This window comes from Parasphingorhabdus sp. (assembly GCF_048269915.1).
Lineage (GTDB): Bacteria > Pseudomonadota > Alphaproteobacteria > Sphingomonadales > Sphingomonadaceae > Parasphingorhabdus.
Map to the genome: position 1 here is coordinate 317529 of NZ_JBLWTY010000003.1, position 17028 is coordinate 334556.

Annotated in this window: 17 protein-coding genes; 14 read left to right on the top strand and 3 right to left on the bottom strand. The window is 53.2% G+C overall.

Going from position 1 to position 17028, the window contains the following annotated elements; all coding sequences use genetic code 11:
- The first annotated feature begins 6 nt into the window (after positions 1 to 6).
- Positions 7 to 600: a DUF3501 family protein gene (locus ACN0WX_RS09995; RefSeq protein ID WP_417622167.1), complete on the top strand. Its 594-nt coding sequence runs from the start codon at positions 7 to 9 to the stop codon at positions 598 to 600.
- Here the strand turns inward: ACN0WX_RS09995 and ACN0WX_RS10000 are convergent.
- Complete coding sequence (locus ACN0WX_RS10000; RefSeq protein WP_417622168.1) at positions 597 to 1019, bottom strand: hypothetical protein; 423 nt, start codon at positions 1017 to 1019, stop codon at positions 597 to 599. The two genes, ACN0WX_RS09995 and ACN0WX_RS10000, sit on opposite strands and share 4 nt — an antisense overlap.
- A gap of 182 nt (positions 1020 to 1201) precedes the next feature.
- Between ACN0WX_RS10000 and ACN0WX_RS10005 the strand changes: the two genes are divergently transcribed.
- From ACN0WX_RS10005 to ACN0WX_RS10025, 5 genes are all read left to right on the top strand, one after another.
- Positions 1202 to 2593 (top strand): helix-turn-helix domain-containing protein, encoded by a 1392-nt coding sequence (locus ACN0WX_RS10005; protein ID WP_417622169.1) that lies wholly within the window; start codon positions 1202 to 1204, stop codon positions 2591 to 2593.
- 162 nt (positions 2594 to 2755) lie between these two features.
- The gene (locus ACN0WX_RS10010) at positions 2756 to 4144 is read left to right on the top strand and encodes a TIGR03013 family XrtA/PEP-CTERM system glycosyltransferase (RefSeq protein ID WP_417622170.1); all 1389 of its coding nucleotides are present in this window, start codon (positions 2756 to 2758) and stop codon (positions 4142 to 4144) included.
- 1 nt (position 4145) lies between these two features.
- On the top strand, positions 4146 to 6242 hold the full coding sequence (prsK, locus tag ACN0WX_RS10015; RefSeq protein WP_417622171.1) for an XrtA/PEP-CTERM system histidine kinase PrsK: 2097 nt from the start codon (positions 4146 to 4148) through the stop codon (positions 6240 to 6242).
- Positions 6239 to 7624, top strand: coding sequence for a PEP-CTERM-box response regulator transcription factor (gene prsR / locus ACN0WX_RS10020; RefSeq protein ID WP_417622172.1), 1386 nt, complete (start codon positions 6239 to 6241; stop codon positions 7622 to 7624). Before prsK ends, prsR begins: the two co-directional genes overlap by 4 nt.
- 3 nt (positions 7625 to 7627) lie before the next feature.
- Positions 7628 to 9622 carry a tetratricopeptide repeat protein gene (locus ACN0WX_RS10025; RefSeq protein ID WP_417622173.1) on the top strand — a complete coding sequence of 665 codons (1995 nt, stop codon included), beginning with the start codon at positions 7628 to 7630 and terminating at the stop codon, positions 9620 to 9622.
- 7 nt (positions 9623 to 9629) lie between these two features.
- On the opposite strand, the gene ACN0WX_RS10030 is transcribed toward ACN0WX_RS10025, so the two are convergent.
- Both ACN0WX_RS10030 and ACN0WX_RS10035 read right to left on the bottom strand, forming a co-directional pair.
- On the bottom strand, positions 9630 to 9974 hold the full coding sequence (locus ACN0WX_RS10030; protein ID WP_417622174.1) for a GntR family transcriptional regulator: 345 nt from the start codon (positions 9972 to 9974) through the stop codon (positions 9630 to 9632).
- Between the two features lie 264 nt (positions 9975 to 10238).
- Complete coding sequence (locus tag ACN0WX_RS10035; RefSeq protein WP_417622175.1) at positions 10239 to 10751, bottom strand: helix-turn-helix domain-containing protein; 513 nt, start codon at positions 10749 to 10751, stop codon at positions 10239 to 10241.
- A 246-nt stretch (positions 10752 to 10997) separates the two neighbouring features.
- Here ACN0WX_RS10035 and ACN0WX_RS10040 point away from each other — a divergent pair, with 246 nt between their 5' ends.
- The 8 genes from ACN0WX_RS10040 to ACN0WX_RS10075 all read left to right on the top strand — a co-directional run bounded on the left by ACN0WX_RS10040 (position 10998) and on the right by ACN0WX_RS10075 (position 17021).
- Positions 10998 to 12971, top strand: a complete 1974-nt coding sequence (locus tag ACN0WX_RS10040) for a hypothetical protein (RefSeq protein WP_417622176.1) — start codon at positions 10998 to 11000, stop codon at positions 12969 to 12971.
- The gene (locus tag ACN0WX_RS10045; protein WP_417622177.1) at positions 12916 to 13803 is read left to right on the top strand and encodes an AAA family ATPase; all 888 of its coding nucleotides are present in this window, start codon (positions 12916 to 12918) and stop codon (positions 13801 to 13803) included. The genes ACN0WX_RS10040 and ACN0WX_RS10045 overlap by 56 nt, the downstream gene beginning before the upstream one ends.
- A 180-nt stretch (positions 13804 to 13983) precedes the next feature.
- On the top strand, positions 13984 to 14391 hold the full coding sequence (locus ACN0WX_RS10050; protein ID WP_417622178.1) for a hypothetical protein: 408 nt from the start codon (positions 13984 to 13986) through the stop codon (positions 14389 to 14391).
- Between the two features lie 160 nt (positions 14392 to 14551).
- On the top strand, positions 14552 to 14977 hold the full coding sequence (locus ACN0WX_RS10055; RefSeq protein WP_417622179.1) for a regulatory protein GemA: 426 nt from the start codon (positions 14552 to 14554) through the stop codon (positions 14975 to 14977).
- Positions 14978 to 15144: 167 nt separating this feature from the next.
- A complete protein-coding gene (locus tag ACN0WX_RS10060; RefSeq protein ID WP_417622180.1) occupies positions 15145 to 15534 on the top strand; it encodes a hypothetical protein in 390 nt (129 codons plus the stop codon).
- Between the two features lie 28 nt (positions 15535 to 15562).
- Complete coding sequence (locus ACN0WX_RS10065; protein WP_417622181.1) at positions 15563 to 16456, top strand: Mu-like prophage major head subunit gpT family protein; 894 nt, start codon at positions 15563 to 15565, stop codon at positions 16454 to 16456.
- Between the two features lie 17 nt (positions 16457 to 16473).
- Positions 16474 to 16740, top strand: coding sequence for a hypothetical protein (locus tag ACN0WX_RS10070; protein ID WP_417622182.1), 267 nt, complete (start codon positions 16474 to 16476; stop codon positions 16738 to 16740).
- Positions 16737 to 17021, top strand: coding sequence for a phage tail assembly protein (locus ACN0WX_RS10075; RefSeq protein WP_417622183.1), 285 nt, complete (start codon positions 16737 to 16739; stop codon positions 17019 to 17021). The genes ACN0WX_RS10070 and ACN0WX_RS10075 overlap by 4 nt, the downstream gene beginning before the upstream one ends.
- Positions 17022 to 17028 lie beyond the last annotated feature (7 nt).

Here is a 17028-nt window from a genome sequence, read left to right on the forward strand (position 1 = left end):
TTATATATGCCCCGCGATACCCATGAAATTACCAGAGACGACATTATTGCGCTCGAGGATTATGAGTTGATCCGCAAGGAAAAGCGGCAGGAATCGATCCTGCGTAAGAAGTTCAGGCGGGTCGCCATAGGGCCGCATGCGACCATCCAGTTTGAAAGCTGGGAAAGCATGTGGCTGCAGATTCAGGAAATGCTGCGGATCGAAAAAGGCGGTGATGAACAGTTGGCTGATGAACTGGCTGCCTATAATCCGATGGTTCCGGACGGATCGGAATTCACCGGAACGCTGATGTTTGAAATTGACGAGGAAGAACGCCGCACGGCCTTCCTGAAGACTTTAGGCGGCGTCGACCGGCATATTCACCTGATCATCGGCGATGAAAAAGTCACCGCCGAGCCCGAGCAGGATATCGACCGCACCCGTGCGGACGGCAAGGCCAGTGCCGTTCAATTTGTCCATTTTCCGCTCACCAGCGAACAGGCCAGGATGTGGAAGAGCATGGAGGGGCAGGTGATGGTCCAGATTGACCATCCCAACTATGGTCATGCCGCGATTATCAGCGACGAATGCCGGCGCGATATGGCGCGGGACCTCGACTAGTCATCTACCGGGTTTTCCGGATTGTTGGTTTTGAAAATTATCGGATTGTCGAGACTGCCTGGCTTGCCTGATGCCGGGCTGTTTGGAAAATTGTTACTACGGCTGCTTCTGCTCGCTGGTGCCGGGTTCGCGCCGCTGTTGTCCGACTGGGCCGGGCGATCGGTATCCTCGCCGTCATCTGATGTTTCTGTTTCGTCCTCGTCCGGATCAGTCATTGGTTCACCGAATGTAAAGGACTCATAGTCCTCCTCTTCCTCCACACTTCCACCCCAGCTATCCTCGGATGGTTCGGCAAAAGATGGGGCGCTTTTCTGCACCACTTGTTTCGCGGGTTCTGGCTTGGCCGGCTCGTCCGACGGTGTGATGAAATAGATCAGCGCTCCGGTCGCGGCGATAAACAGGATGGATTCTTTTAACATGTTCGAGCGCCAATTTTTTCAGGGTTCTGTTCGGAAATAAGCTTTTGCGGTTAAGAAATATTTACCCCGACAAGCGGTCGCTATAATCTCGGGGTTGATTTACGGTCTCGGAGAGTAGGGCAAATATTGTAAATTGAATTATTCGTCTTGAAATGATGTAAATATATTTACATAGAAAGATGATGGCAAATCCGAAACTTTTCGCTGGTGCGGCTATCAAAAGACTGCGCCGCAGCGCTGCGATGACGCAGGTTGCTCTGGCGCAGGCGCTGGACATTTCGCCCAGCTATCTCAATCTCATCGAGCGCAATCAGCGGCCGCTTAGTGCGCGTTTGATGCTGCTTCTGGCGGAAAGATTCGACTTTGATCCGCGACAGTTGATTGCGGCAGAGCCTGGGGGCGGCATCGATGCCATTCGTCAGAGACTCGCCGACCCTTTGTTCGAAGACATATCTATCGATCGTACGGAACTGGAAGAGTGGCTGATCGCATCTCCGAACACAGCCGAAGCTTTTGTACGACTTTTTGACAATCGCAAGGCCGTTGGTGAGACCGGAGAAAATATGGCCGCCGATCCGGTTCAGGCTGTCCGCCGCGAAATCGAGCGCTGGCGCAATCATTTTGTCGATCTCGATTCAATGGCCGAGCAACTGGCTGACGAACTGCGCCTTGGAGCCGGAGACCTTTATGGTGCGATTACCGAAAGACTTCGCGTCAAGCATCAGCTGATGATTCGTATTTTACCCGAAACAGTGCTCGCGGACAAATTGCGGCGTCTTGATTTGCACGCGCGACAGCTCCAGCTTTCGGAAATGCTCGATCCTGCTTCGCGTACGTTTCAGGCTGCGCTGTTGCTGGGCCAGATTGAGGCCAAAGCCGAAATTGATGCTCTGGCGGCAGGAGGACATTTTACTGATCGTTCCGCCGAAAAATTATTCCGCCGGCATTTGTCCAGCTATTTTGCAGCTGCCCTCATGATGCCCTATGGACGCTTTCTCAAGGCCTGCGAGCAATCCGGCTATCGTATCCAGTTGCTTCAGCGCCGTTTCGGTGCCGGTTTTGAACAGGTGGCCCACCGTTTGACCACATTGCAGCGTGTCGGATCGCGAGGATTGCCTTTTTTTATGGTGCGCATTGATCGCTCGGGTATGGTGTCCAAACGCTATGCTGGCGCCAGCAATGCCCCGCTGGTGGAAAGCGTCCATCGCTGTCCGCTCTGGGATATTCACCGTGTTTTCGAACAGCCGTCGGAAATTCGGTCGCAGTTGGTGGCTCTGGAAGACGGATCGACCTGGTTCACCCTCTCCCGTGCTGTGCAGGGAATTGGTTCCGGGGCAGGCGGCTATACCCCGGCTTTCGCGATTGGATTGGGCGTCTCCGCGGACGTGGCTTCGGCGTTACATTATGCAAGTGGAAAAGATCTGAGCATCGAGCAGGCGGATCCCATCGGCCTGGGGTGTCCCGCATGCACCCGGCCGCAATGTTCGCAAAGATCGGCGCCGCCGCGCAGCCGACCCCTGACATTTGACGAACGGGAACGCGGATTGACGCCATTTGATTTCGTCAATGACTAAATCGAGGCGAGAAACTGCCTGTCGGTTTATCGCGAAACTGTCGGCATTTTGAACAAAATGGACGGAAGTGGGCGATTTTGCGCACTATTCTCTGTAAAATTTACCGACAGATAACCATTTTTACTTATGGGTCGTGAACGCAAAGGAGAGATTGCGCGCGATATGATCCGATTGTTCAAGCATTATATCCCTTATCCGGTGCTGTTGCTCGGTTTCATCGACTTTCTCTTGCTGCTGTTGGCGGCAGAAGCCGGCTGGCTATTGCGCGCGCTCCAGATTGGCATGACGATCGATTCCATCTTTGATCGGTCGGAGCCGATATTCAGTTTTGCTTTCGCACTGCAACTCGCGCTGATATCTGTCGGCGTCTACGGTCCCGAAGCCCTGCAGTCGTTGCGTTTCGCCACGGCCCGGATTCTCGTCGCGATTTCTCTGGGCGTGATTTTCCTGTCCTTGCTCGCCTTTGCAATGCCGGGAACGACACTCTGGCGCTCAAATTCTCTCTATGCGATGCTGTTGGCAATCGCGTTCCTGATGGCGAGCCGCATTCTGCTCGGCGTTGTTTTCGACAGCGACAGTTTCAAGCGCCGTTTGCTAATTCTGGGTGCCGGTCCGCGCGCCGGACGGATTGCTGCGCTAGAAAAACGGCAGGAAAGCGGCTTCATCATTGCCGGCTATGTCGATATGAACGAAGGGCCGCGACAGATTGATGATGCGGTGCGGCGGCTCGATATTGCGAATTTGCCGCAACATGTGATCGATCTGGAAGTGAGCGAGGTCGTTCTTGCGCTTGAGGAAAGACGCAACTCGCTGCCGGTTGCTGACCTGCTGACAATCAAGACAACCGGCGTCCACGTCAATGATATGTCGAGTTTTCTTGAACGTGAAACTGGACGCGTCGACCTGGATAGCGTGAACCCCAGCTGGTTTATCTTTTCGGACGGTTTTTCATCCGGTCGGCGTCTGTCCACGATATTCAAACGGGGTTTCGACATCTTTCTGAGCTTCCTGCTGCTCTTGCTAACCGGACCGGTGATTTTGCTCTTCGCCATTCTCATCAGGCTGGAAAGCCGGGGCGGTTCCTTTTTCAAGCAGGAGCGAGTGGGGCTATATGGTCAGAAGTTCAGCATCCTCAAGCTCCGTTCCATGCGTGCCGACGCCGAATCCGGGGGGCAAGCGATCTGGGCGGCCGAGAATGATCCGCGGATCACTCGCATCGGTCGTTTTATCCGCAAAGTCCGCATTGACGAACTGCCCCAGGCCTGGACCGTTTTGAAGGGCGAGATGAGCTTTGTCGGTCCGCGGCCAGAACGCCCGCAATTTGTCGACGATCTGCAAACAAAAATGCCATTTTATGCCGAGCGACATATCGTCAAGCCCGGGATCACGGGCTGGGCCCAGATCAACTATCCATACGGCGCGTCAACCGAAGACGCCCGGCACAAGCTGGAATATGATCTTTACTATGCGAAAAACTACACACCCTTTCTCGATCTGTTGATAATTTTGCAGACCATTCGCGTGGTCCTGTGGCCAGAAGGCGCGCGCTGAGATGGCTACGCTTCTCAATTATATCAGCACGTTCGGACATGGTATTGCCGCCATTCTTTTCGGTGCGCTGGCCATTTGGCAATTTCAGCGCAAGGTTGAACGTAATAACAAGCAAATATGGCTGGTGATCGCGATAGCGCTGACCAGCTTCTGGGCCCTGTCTATCTCGGTTGAGGGCTCACTGTCGCCGATTGCCCGCTTTGCGGAATCGCTGCGCAACTTTGGGTGGCTGGCCTTCATGTTTGCTTTGTTGCGGGCGGGGGAAGGGCGTGATGAGCCCAAGACCGTCAACATAATTTATGCTGCGCTGGCCTTTGTTCTGGCAGGGCAGGTCGTCGTGGATAGCTTGCTTCCCATTGTTGCCGGAAGCGCACGCCTGCAAAGCGTTACGCTCTATACATCGCTTGTTTTGCGAATGATTTTCGCTATCGGCGCGCTTGTGCTGGTTCACAATCTTTATTCGATTTCGGCACCGGAAACCCGCTGGGGTATCCGTCTTCCCATGGCCTCTTTGGCGGCGATCTGGACCTTTGATCTCAATTTATACACGATCACCTATCTGACCCAGCAATTTCCGATCGAACTGCACGCAATGCGCGGGCCAACCATGGCGATTATTGCGCCCATCCTGGCTCTCGCATCGATCCGCAATACAGAATGGAATTTGAAGCTTTCGCGCAGCGTCGCCTTTCGATCGCTGTCGCTTGTGGCCATTGGCAGCTATCTGCTGATGATGGTCGTGATTGCCACGGCTCTGCAAATCATCGGCGGCGACTATGCGCGCCTTGCCCAGATAAGTTTCCTGTTTGGTACATCTATTGGCGCTCTCCTGTTACTCCCGTCGGGACGGTTTCGCGCATGGATGAAGGTGAAGCTGGCCAAGCATTTCTTCCAGCACCGCTATGACTATCGTTCCGAATGGATACGCTTCACCGATACAATTGGTCGTCCCGGTGAGGAAAGCGCGCCTTTTCACGAGAGAGTCATCAAGGCGGTCGCGGACATAACCGATTCACCGGCGGGCATATTGCTGCTGCCCGATGATTCCGGGCAACTGGAGCTTCAGTCCCGTTGGAACTGGGCCTCGATCGAGGTGCCAACCCAGGCGTGTACGATCAGCACTACAGCTTTTTTCGAGAATAGCGGCCATATCGTCGAGTTTGATGCCCTGCGCGCTGGCCAGGACCAGCAATGCGATGCTGCAGCTATTCCGCAATGGATGATCAAAGACGATCAGGCATGGGCGGCAATTCCGCTGGTGCATTTCGATCGTCTGGCCGGATTGATGCTTTTGGCGCGACCGCGGATCAACCGTACGCTGGATTGGGAAGATCTCGATGTACTGCGCGTAGTCGGCCGTCAGGTTGCCAGCTATCTTGCCGAGGCCCGTAGTCAGGAATCTCTCTCCGAAGCACAGAGATTTGACGAGTTTAATCGACGAATCGCATTTGTCATGCACGACATCAAAAATCTCGTCAGCCAGTTGAGCCTGCTTGCGCGCAATGCCCAGCGTCATGCCGACAACCCCGAATTCCGAACGGATATGATCGAAACCTTGCAGGATTCGGCAAGCAAGATGAACGGACTGCTAGAACGCCTGTCTCAGCATAACACGGCAAAGGCAGAAGAACCAAAGCCGGTAAAAGTGCGGGCGTTGGTGCGATCGATTATTGAGAGAAAACGCCTTCTGCACAAAATAGAAAGCACCCAGATTGATGATTTGACAGCGGTCGCTGATCCTGTTCGTGTGGATCAAATTCTGGGGCATCTGATCCAGAACGCGATTGATGCAAGTGCAGAAGAAAAGCCGATTTTCATCAATGCGTACCAGCGGGATCTGAGTGTCGCGATAGAGGTGCGTGACCGGGGAACGGGAATGTCCAACGAATTTGTCCGCAACCAGCTCTTCAAACCGTTTGCTTCCAGCAAACAGGGGGGCTTCGGAATCGGGGCCTATGAAGCACAGGAACTTGCCCGGGCGATGAACGGGCGCCTCGAAGTCGACAGCAAGGAAGGCGTGGGTAGCAGTTTCACGCTGATTCTGCCGCTTGCAAAAAATCTATCCGAAGAAAATTCTGCAGACGAAAGGGCCGCATGATGCCGAACAAAAATCAAGCGAGAAAAGAAAAGCTGCTGATAGTGGAAGATGACCCGGGTCTGCAGAAACAGCTGAAATGGGCCTATGATGATTTTGACGTTTTCATCGCTGGTGACCGGGAATCGGCGATTGAGATGCTGCGCGCAGAAGAGCCCGATGTGGTAACATTGGATCTCGGTCTGCCACCTGATCCTGATGGCACCACCGAAGGGTTCGCGACTATGGATGCGATTTTGAGTCTGAAGCCCGACACGAAGGTGATCGTTGCGTCCGGCCATGGTGAAAAAGCCAGCGCCTTGCGGGCGATTTCTGGCGGTGCCTGGGATTTTTATCAGAAACCTGTCGACATTGATGAACTGGGTTTGATCGTTCGGCGCGCCTTTCATGTCCGCAACCTTGAGCAGGAGAATGCCAGTCTTGCGGAGAAGGGAAATGGCGAAGGCTATATATTGGGGCAGATAATTACCGGCGCTCCGGAAATGCTGAAAACCGCCCAGATGGTCGAACGCGTGGCAAACACGAACGCGTCGGTGATGCTGCTCGGTGCCAGCGGAACGGGTAAAGAGCTGCTCGCCCAGGGGCTGCATGATGCGAGTGACCGGCGCGATCAGGCGTTTGTCGCGATCAACTGTGCGGCCATTCCGGAAAATCTGCTCGAGTCCGAATTGTTTGGCCACGAAAAAGGTGCCTTTACCGGGGCGATCAAGACGACCGAGGGTAAAATCGAACAAGCCAATGGTGGTACGCTTTTTCTGGATGAGGTCGGTGATATTCCACTGCCGCTTCAGGTGAAGTTGCTACGCTTTCTGCAGGAGCGGATGATCGAACGGATCGGAGGGCGCAAACCGATAGCGGTGGATACGCGGATCGTCTGTGCCACGCATCAAGATCTGGAAGCGATGATCCAGGATAATAGTTTCCGGGAAGACCTTTATTATCGTCTTGCCGAAATCGTGATCAATATCCCGCCCTTGTCCGACCGGTCCGGTGACGCCAGCCTGCTGGCCCGACATTTTCAGAAGAAATTCGCTGCGGAAATCAATCCGGCGGTCAAAGGACTGGCACCAGATGCTCTGGCAGTGATCGAATCCTGGCACTGGCCGGGCAATGTTCGGGAACTGGAAAACCGGATCAAACGTGCGGTGATCATGGCCGATGGCAAGATGATCGGTGCCAAGGATCTCGATTTGCAGGTCGATGAAAATGCCGCGGCGGACCTGCTGAACTTGAAGGCTGCGCGCGAAGCGGCTGACCGTTCGGCGATCCTGCGAGCGATTTCGCAGACCAACGGCAATATTTCCAATGCGGCCAAGCTGCTCGGGATTAGCCGTCCGACGCTCTATGATCTGCTCAAACAATATAAGTTACAGCAAGCCAGCTGAGCCATGGTGCTGCACTTAACCCAGAAATTACGATCGCAACGCAAGCCGATCTTATGGATGGCTGTGCTGGCCTTGGTCCTGTCGGGCATGCCGACGGCTATTTTCGCGGCCAGCGAAGGCAATGCCGATGCCCGGGAAGCATTCGCAAAAGCCGATCAGTTTCGCGCTCATCACGATGTCAGATCTGCCCGGATAGAACTGATGAATGCGATCAAGGCCGATCCTGATTGGGTTGATGCGCGTGTGGCGCAGGCTGAGGTTCTGCTGAGCCTGTTCGATGGCATTGCGGCGGAAGCTGAGCTTGACCGGGCGGTCCAGCTGGGTCGGGAGCGGGCAACACTGCGGCATCTCTATGGTCATGCCCTGTCTTTGCAGGGCAAGGTGCAACAGGCGCGGGATCAACTATCGGCAGATGATATTCCGCTCGAACATCGGGGCTATGCCGCCCGCATGCTGGGTGTGGTGGCGTTGCAACAAGGCAATCTGGAGCTTGCGGGTGTTTCTTTCAGCCGGGCTATGGCGCTTGATCCGCGCAACCCGGATCTATGGGTTGATATTGCGCGTTTTCGGGCCACCTCCGGGAATCAGGCGGGTGCGACAAATGCAGTCGACGAAGCGGTCAAGCTCGACCCCAATAATATTCGCGCTTTGCAATATCGTGGTGAGTTGTTGCGTTTCCAGTTCGGACTGGGTGCCGCCTTGCCATGGTTTAAACGGGCGCTCGAGATTGATCCCAATGATGTCCCGCTGCTGACGGAATATGCCGCGACCTTGGGCGATATGGGGCGGATGACGGATATGCTGATCGTGGCACGCAAGATTATCGCTCTTGATAGCCGGAACCCCCGGGCTTTTTTCATGCAGGCAGTTCTGGCAGCGCGCGCGGGTAATTATGATCTGGCAAGACGACTGATGCACAAGACCGGAGGGGCCATCGACAACGTGCCAGCAGTGCTGCTGGTGCAGGCAATAATCGAGCATGGGCAGGGCAATTACAACGCAGCGGTCGACAAGTTCAGCCTGCTAGCGTCGATGCAACCCCACAACCGGCAGGCGCAAAACCTGCTCGCGCGCTCATTATACCTTGCCGGTAGTGCTGGCGACGCGGTGGAGGTGCTGCAATCGCAAGTCACTCGCAGTGGTGCCGATCCCTACGCTTTGTGGCTGGCCGCGCGGGCGCTGGAGGCCATGGGCAAGCGGGATCAGGCTGCTGTGTTGATGAATCGCGCTGCTGTCCATGATGTCGGCAGGAAAAGTGCTTTTATCGAGAAAGCACCGCTGGGCGTGCTACGCGCCGAGGCGCAGCGCAATCCCAACGATGCGCGCGCAGTGGTTCCCTATATTCGGGCGCTCTATAATGCCGGTGATTATGTTGCGGCCCTTGCCGAAGCAAAACAGCTTGAGCAAGCCAATCCCGGCGCTAGTGACGCCCATATACTGGTCGCCGACACTGCGATAAGCCTGGGCGATTATGATCAAGCTCTGGACGCACTGGAACAGGCCCGCAGCATCCGTTTTTCCGAACCGGTCATGTTACGCCTGATCGAGGTTTTGCGCGCCAAGGGTGCGATGCAGCAATCGGGCGAGGTGCTGGCGCAATATCTTAACTATAACCCTGGCGATGTCGCCGGGTTGCGCTGGATGGCTTATGCGCATCTGGAAACCGGAAGCTGGACGACTGCAGTGCATATACTAGAGAATTTGCGTCAGCGGATTGGCGAGAATGATGCGTTGATCATGGCCGGCCTGACACAGGCTTATACGGGACTGGGACAGACTGACAAAGCCATTGCAGCAGGTCGGATCGCTTATCGCGTACAACCCTCCAGCCCGGTGGTATCCCATCTCTATGGCCTGGCTCTGATGGCGGCGGATGGCCGGCAGAAAGATGCGGTCAGCCTGCTTAAGAAAGCCGTGGCCATCATGCCAGACAATCCTGTTTATCGGAAAAGTCTGAAGCGTGCCTATGCGGAGAACCGGAGGAACGTCAAAAACTGACCGCCGTTCAGGCGTCGCTTTTCAGCAAATCGTCGACCGACAGATCGAGCCGCTTCATCTGGCGCTCGACCGGGGGCCAGATATTCTTGATGAAATCTTCTCTCTGGGTCTGACGCAGACGGTTTTTCGCGCCAGCGGCGACAAACATGCCAACACCGCGCTTCACGGTGACCAGTCCGTCTTCCTGAAAGCCCTGATAGGCTTTGGCGACGGTCAGCGGGTTGGCCCCCTGGTCCGCTGCAAACACCCGTACCGAAGGCAGCATGTCACCTTCGCGATACTCGCCGTCGAGTATGGATTCGGCGATAATATCCCGCAATTTCAGATAGACAGGTTTGCTTGTATTGTTCATGCTGCATCACTGCCATAATACAGCGAGGCGGGCAAGGGATAAGTTCCGGCTTTTCCGGCGTTTAGTTGATGGAAGCGCTTTTACGATTTGTCATCGGCGTACCATTAGGATTTGTCGCAAGGTTCCCAATAATCGGTAGAAAACTGCGGTAAGAGTTGCCGCAATGGTTCGCTGCTAAGCGGAAAAGTTGCCGCAATGCTGAAGGCGGCAGAAATCTAGGCATTGTGCTTTTACAAAAAAACCTATTGCGGCAACTTTTAGCGGTTATTGCGGCAACTTTTTCGTTGATAAAATTTCTTCAGCGCTGCTATTTTTCAACCAGTTCCACACCAGCTTAAGATATTCTTTGTTCTCAATCAAATCTTGAGCGATATCTGTAGCCATGCGTTGGCTGGATCGCTCTTTCTGAGCAATGTCATCTGCTAAGACGTCAATAAGAGCTGGGAATATTGTCGCGACAAGTGCGTAAAATAGGTATCGGCCACCCTCAGAACCCGCTTCCTTAGAAGTTTGGAAAGCGTATTCGGCCACCCGGAAAGCTACAATCCTGGCTGCGACATAGTGACTGGACTTTGACCATATATTTTCTTCCAGTTTTTCGCACTTAAGTAGGATAGATTTCGGCACTTTTCCACGGGATCGCCAGTTTGAGATGTTAGCTTGGCTGGTACCGATAGCCAGCGCCAATTCTCCATCGGTGGTCGTTCCCGATCTCCGCTTCAGCTCAGTGATGACAGTTTCGACCTGTCCCTGGATGTCAGTAAGTGTTTGCATCATGTTAAAATTTGTGTAATCAATTATCAACTGAGGTGATGGACATGAAAACTGCTCTTTCTGAAACGACTCTTCTACCTAAGGTTCGTAGTGGCTTTATCTTACAAGGCACAACTTTTAAAGCTTGGTGCAGGTCAGAAGGCGTTGATCCCGGATATGCTCACCATGTGATGTCCGGCAAATTGAATGGACCTGCGGCTAGGTCGCTTCGCCAACGGGTCAAAGCCGCAGCCGGAATAGTTGCCGTCAATGACTGATATGTGGCTGACATGCGATGATTTTTCCGATCTCGCTGACATTCCAGAACGCACTGCGCGATATCATCTCGCGAAAGCCGCAAAAGGTGAGCCAACTAAAAAATGGCCGGTTACTGTCCGCGTTGCGACAGGGAAGGGCGGCGCTGCTGGAAAGCAATATGAAGTGCTTCTTAGCAGTCTCCCATGGGCCTATCAGAAGCTTCTTATAGCCCCCTCACAATCGACTGAGTTGGTCGAATACACGCGCCCGGTCCCGGCATCTGACCAAAGCGAGATTATCCAGCGGCGGCTGGAAATGATCGATGAAGCGCTTGATTATCCGCCACGCTCGCCGGAACGCAAATATGAACTGGAGCGCGCAGCCAAGAAATATCGCACAACCGTTCGCACTTTGCAGCGCTATATCCAACGGCTGGAGGAAAGCGGCGGCGATGCGAATGCGCTTGCCAACCAACGCCCTTCAAATTCCGGCGCAAAGCGCGTCCATGTCTCGCGAACATTTGACCAAGCATTCGTAAAGGCTGGATATCCGGCAGACCAATTGCCGGAACTAGCCGAGCTGGTAGCGGGTTTGACAGCGGCGGCATGGCAATCACCGGCGCAGCGCCATGGTTGGTGGCGCGTCCGGCTGGAGGCAATCACAGCTTTCCAGCGCCATTGCCGCGAACAGAATATCGACCTTCCAAAATCCGCGTTCAAGCTATCGCGGCGGCGCGTAATGGAAACCGAACATCACCGCATTGTCGATATCCGCGCCAATAACCGCAAGAAATTTGACGATATGAAACCACGCGGACGGCGAGACAATCGGGCTTTCAAGCCAATGGAGCAAGTCGTGATGGACGTGAAACCGCTTGATTGCGTTGTTTTGCGGCCTGATGGAAGCGAGACTTGGCCAAAGCTTATCGGCTTCATGGATACCGGAACGCACCGGATTTTCTGTCATTTTGTCATGCTCGCAAAAGGCGAGGGCGTCCGGCAAGAGCATGTAATAGACGGCTTTTTGCGGATGGTTAGCGACCCTAATTGGGGCTTTCCCCAGCAAGTTTATCGAGACAACGGAACCGAATATTATATGTTCGATAAAATCCGTTCCGCGCTCGCCATGGTGGCGGAGGAAGGCGCTAAAACCGTCATCAATGCCAAGGCCTATTCCGGGGCTTCCAAGCCAATCGAAAACAAATTTTCCATGTTGGATCGGGCCGTTTTCTCACAAATGGAAGGCTATGCCGGTGGCGACAGGATGAACAAGAAAATCCAGACTTTAGGAAAGCCGCCAAAACCATATTCCGGGTCTTTCGATGAATTTGTGCAAGAGGCGCTCGTTCGAATTGCCGACTTCGAAAATTGGGAATTGAAAAGCGGCCCGTTCAAAGGGGTGAGCCCAACCCAATGCTATCACGATCATCTCGAAAAAGGCTGGCGTCCGGTCAGTATTGAGACGCTGGCACTGGATGCAGCCTTTGGGGATCGCATTACGCGGCGCGTGGATCGCGGCTCGGTTTCTATAAAGGGTGAGCGTTTTCGTCACCCGGAATTGCCAAATGGCCAAACCATAGAGATCGCGATTCCTTATCGGCGCGGCGCTTATCCATTGGCAATGCTTCCTGAACTTGGCTGGGCTGAATTGGAGCCGGAAATGATGCACCTGCCCGGCGACATTTCCTTGGCGATTGAGAGCAGCCGATCCCAATCATCGAACGAAAAACGGGCAACGCGGTTGAAGCGACAAGTGCCGAGCGTCGATTTTGCGCAGAACATCGCCGACCGCGTAATTGATATGCCGACCAGGGCAGCGCCAGCGCCACTAATCGAATTGTCACAATCCGATGATGCAAAAGCGCTGGCCGATGCGCGCTTCGAAGGTGAACGCAAACGGGAATCGCAGCCGACCGAACAAGAGCGGCGGATTGCCCGACAAAATCGCCAAACCGAACTATTGGAGAAAAAATATGGGCGTCGTTGAGTTGGTTCAAAAACCGGCAACGGAGACCGTCAGCACGTCGGTTCACCGGCTCCTGTTTTCCATCATGGAGGAAACGCACTTTGAGCGCGGAATATCAGTGGTTTCCGGTCCCTATGGCATCGGTAAAACCACGGCCATAAATGAATTTGCATCCGAGTACGGCGAATCCTGCATCGTGGTCAAAGTTCCGAATGGTGCGACACGCTCCGGAGCCGGTGCTGTCGCCGTTATGCAACAAATCGAACTGGCACTCCGTGAAATGACAAAACGTCCCCTGGATGCGCAATCATCGCATACCCGTTACACGTTGCAACAGAAGATCAGGAGCTATCTGCTAGAGGTGTTTGAGCCACGTTGGGGGCACTTCCGAGACGATTTGATAGAAAAGGCAAAGAGCGGTGACGGCCCTGAAATTACGGTGATCTTCGACGAAGCGCAACGTTTGAACCGGGAAGCTATCGAAAGTCTTCGCGATTGGAACGACCGGCACCGTCCGACAATGTTGTTGCCGCTGGGGCTGATATTCATCGGGAACCCTGAATTTGCGCTGTCGGAAGGGACCGATAGCGTTCTGACCGGTGCCGTGCGCAGCCGCCTGACCCATTTCGAGCAGCTGGAATACAGCAATTTATCCAACGCTGATTTGGCCCTGGTGATTGAAGCCAAAGGGATCAGCGACAAGGGCGCGGTTGCGGCGATTATCGACTTTTTCTCGCAATCACGGGTCAAGCGGGATTTGCGGCAAGTGAACAGCGTTATCCGCAAATGCCAACTCTATGCGGACGGCGCGTCGGTCACCGCCGAAATCGTGAGAAATACACTCAATCAATGATCGAAAAAAAACACAGTTTACGACCAGAGACCAACAACGAGAGGAAACGACATGGCCTACCTACAAGACCTGCAACAAAAACACTTTGAAAATTATATCCAGAAAGATGGCAGTATCGATGCTGGCCTCGCGCTGCACGATATTGACGGCCGTCTGTGTGAAATTGCGGAAATGCTCTCCATGATCGAATTGATGCTGGATGATGACAGCAAAGATGCGGAAGACATGCGGAGCGCTGCGATCAAAGCGACAATCGCGCTCATTTCGATGGTCAAATCGCCATATGCGGTTATTTTTGAAGAGTTTAAGAAGCTTTCTGTTGTCAAAGCGCCACCTGTTGAGGTGAAATCTGTCCCACAAGAAACCGCCAACAAAGTTGCCCAGGCACAATCGCATGTGATGCGGGTCGCGACTGCGATCAGCTCAATAGCGAAATTGACCGACGCCGACGAAAGCGAACTGTCATTTCAGATTGCGATGCTTGTCGAACTTGCAAAAGTTGAAAACGGAAGGGCAGATGAAAAGCTCTCGGAAGCGGAAGCGTTGCTGCATTCCCGAGACGAAAGCGGTGGAAAGGTAGCCTCATGAAATTGTCGATCATTGAAAGGGCAATGCAGCGCCGGAAGGATAGTCCGGCAACGATTGCCGGACTATCCAGAACTCAAAAAAGTCCGAGTTTGGCCGTAAAGAAAATGTCGTTTCTCGCCAAGCGGATTGAGAAAGTGGCTCAAAGATTGTCGGGCAGATCATGAACTGGAAGAAGCGCATCCAGCTCGTCCAGATTGCCAAGCGCCAGCTTGGCCTTTCGGATGAACGATATCGGGCTGCGCTTCGAGAATATGCCGGTGTCGAAAGTTCGACCAAAATGGACGACACCGGCTTTGATCGCCTCATGGACCATTTCCGTTCGCTCGGTTTTGTCAGCGACAAACGGCAAGCCTCTTTTAGCAGCAATGACCGGATCGGCATGGCGACCGCCGGACAGGTCAGTTTAATTCGCGAACTGTGGAACGAGGTTTCGAACGGCGGCAGTGAGATTTCACTCAATAAGTGGATATCCCGTTTCGGAGTTTCGGCACTGCGATTCCTCGACGACAAAACAGCGCCAAAAGTGATCGCTGGATTAAAGGGCTGGAAAGCGCGTTTGGAAGAGCAAGGCCACCGTGACACCTAAATCAACTCCACCCCACCTCTTAGGCCCTCTTAAAACCGTTTTTCGGGCAAATAACGGAGGCGAGATCTCTTTGCGGCTGGATATTTTTCTGATTTCGTGATTTCGGATTAAAATTCTCTGACTATTGTCAGATAAGTCCCTGATACATGTCAGGCTAATACGTCGAAATGACATTCGATGATTATTCCAACATTGACGATAGCCCGATGGCAACTCTGGATGAGGTTGCAGGCACCAACGTTTCAAATCGGTTGATTGAAGCATTCGGCGGCCAGCGGATATACATTGTCCAAAAAATTACCCCCGGTTGCAAACTGGTAGAAGTTCTCGGCTTGGATGACGCCACACCTGTGGTGGAAGCTCTTGGTGGCGAGTCAATTGATGTGCCGCTCGGCATATCATCCAATACCGCGAAAGCTCACGAAACAATCAAATTGCTGCACTTGGCTGGAAATCTCGTCCGGGAGATATCGAAGGTCGTAAATTACAGCGAGCGGTCTGTTTATCGCATTCTGAAAGAGATGCGCGAACGGGGCGAAATTCCTCAAAAATCTTAAACTCGAAAAACAATTTTAGGAAACAAAAATGCTAGTTAATTCTCAAACGCTCCAAACCATGTCGACCGGCTTCAATGTTGTCTTCAACAAAGGGTTCGAAGGCGCAAAGACTGTTTACCAAGACATCGTGATGATGACGAAATCAGGGGGTTCGGAGGAAGTGTATGGCTGGCTTGGTCAGCTACCAGAAATTCGGGAATGGCTCGGTGACCGGCGAATTAGAGGGCTTGAAACTCACGGTTTCAAAATCAAAAATCGAAAGTTTGAGAGCACGATATCCATAAAAAGAACTGACATGGAGGACGACAAAATTGGCATTCTGTCACCGCTTTTTGAAGATATGGGGAGGCGCACTGCTGAACATCCTGAGAAGCTCCTAGCCGAACTGATTGGAAATGGTTTTACCAGCCCATGTTATGACGGACAGAATTTTTTTGATACGGACCATCCGGTTTCTGATGACGCTGGGGAAGAGCAAAGCATGTCGAATTTTCAGGCAGGGGCCTCGCCGGCCTGGTATTTGCTGGACCTAAGCCGCGCAGTACGTCCGTTCATATATCAAGAGCGTATGCCGTTTGAAATGCAACGCATGGATCATTCTAACGATGAACACGTCTTCAAGAACGACGAATTTCTTTACGGCGTCCGTGGCCGTTGCAACGTTGGCTATGGTCTGTGGCAGATGGCTTATGCTTCCAAAGCTGAATTGAACGCAGACAACTACGAAGCCGCTCGAACTTCGATGGCAAAACTGCGCGGCAATAATGGTCGTTTGCTCGGTGTCCGGGGAACTCACTTATTTGTTCCTACGGAACTCGAAGGCAAGGGCAGGAAACTGCTCAAAAACATGCTCGGCGAAGCGGGCGAAAGCAACTCTTGGTTCGAAAGCGCAGAGCTAATGGTTTCACCCTGGATATCCTGATTTTGGAGAATTTTATTATGAAAAAGCTATATTTTCGGCGGGCTATTAACTGTGCCACCACACGTGACGGCGTCCGTGTTGAAACCGCCATCAAACATGCTGAATTCAAAGATTTGGAAACAGGTGATGAGCCGCCATGCGATGATCTGGTGCGATCAGTTCTGGGGACGATGACCTTGGAAGATGGTTCTGCGCCAAGTGAACAACTGCTCCGTTCACTAAACTTAGCGGACGGTATCCGGTATGCTGTGCGACCGTTCTTTAGTGGCGAGATACCGGCATGAAAGATGTCGAGTATCAGCTACTTCACACCATCACTGTCTCCTTCAAAAATAAGGAAGGAAACCGCGAGGAAAGCGTGGACAAAGTGTCCATCCGTGAACCACGCGGCAAAGACATGCGGGCGCTGAACAACGTCCAAGGTGACATATCCCAATCGTTGGAAATGATCGAAAGATTGACAGGCCTGGACCGATTTTTTGTTGATGAAATGCACGCTGCGGACCTTGCCGCGATCGGAGAAATTATCGAGGGTTTTATGGGGCCTGGAAAGTCAACTGGTTAGACCAGAT

Excerpts from the sequence above, each read along its gene's own strand:
- ACN0WX_RS09995 (WP_417622167.1), top strand. The coding sequence starts at position 7 with ATGCCCCGCGATACCCATGAAATTACCAGAGACGACATTATTGCGCTC.
- ACN0WX_RS10000 (WP_417622168.1), bottom strand. The coding sequence starts at position 1,019 with ATGTTAAAAGAATCCATCCTGTTTATCGCCGCGACCGGAGCGCTGATC.
- ACN0WX_RS10005 (WP_417622169.1), top strand. The coding sequence starts at position 1,202 with ATGGCAAATCCGAAACTTTTCGCTGGTGCGGCTATCAAAAGACTGCGC.
- ACN0WX_RS10010 (WP_417622170.1), top strand. The coding sequence starts at position 2,756 with ATGATCCGATTGTTCAAGCATTATATCCCTTATCCGGTGCTGTTGCTC.
- prsK (WP_417622171.1), top strand. The coding sequence starts at position 4,146 with ATGGCTACGCTTCTCAATTATATCAGCACGTTCGGACATGGTATTGCC.
- prsR (WP_417622172.1), top strand. The coding sequence starts at position 6,239 with ATGATGCCGAACAAAAATCAAGCGAGAAAAGAAAAGCTGCTGATAGTG.
- ACN0WX_RS10025 (WP_417622173.1), top strand. The coding sequence starts at position 7,628 with ATGGTGCTGCACTTAACCCAGAAATTACGATCGCAACGCAAGCCGATC.
- ACN0WX_RS10030 (WP_417622174.1), bottom strand. The coding sequence starts at position 9,974 with ATGAACAATACAAGCAAACCTGTCTATCTGAAATTGCGGGATATTATC.
- ACN0WX_RS10035 (WP_417622175.1), bottom strand. The coding sequence starts at position 10,751 with ATGATGCAAACACTTACTGACATCCAGGGACAGGTCGAAACTGTCATC.
- ACN0WX_RS10040 (WP_417622176.1), top strand. The coding sequence starts at position 10,998 with ATGACTGATATGTGGCTGACATGCGATGATTTTTCCGATCTCGCTGAC.
- ACN0WX_RS10050 (WP_417622178.1), top strand. The coding sequence starts at position 13,984 with ATGATCGAATTGATGCTGGATGATGACAGCAAAGATGCGGAAGACATG.
- ACN0WX_RS10055 (WP_417622179.1), top strand. The coding sequence starts at position 14,552 with ATGAACTGGAAGAAGCGCATCCAGCTCGTCCAGATTGCCAAGCGCCAG.
- ACN0WX_RS10060 (WP_417622180.1), top strand. The coding sequence starts at position 15,145 with ATGACATTCGATGATTATTCCAACATTGACGATAGCCCGATGGCAACT.
- ACN0WX_RS10065 (WP_417622181.1), top strand. The coding sequence starts at position 15,563 with ATGCTAGTTAATTCTCAAACGCTCCAAACCATGTCGACCGGCTTCAAT.
- ACN0WX_RS10070 (WP_417622182.1), top strand. The coding sequence starts at position 16,474 with ATGAAAAAGCTATATTTTCGGCGGGCTATTAACTGTGCCACCACACGT.
- ACN0WX_RS10075 (WP_417622183.1), top strand. The coding sequence starts at position 16,737 with ATGAAAGATGTCGAGTATCAGCTACTTCACACCATCACTGTCTCCTTC.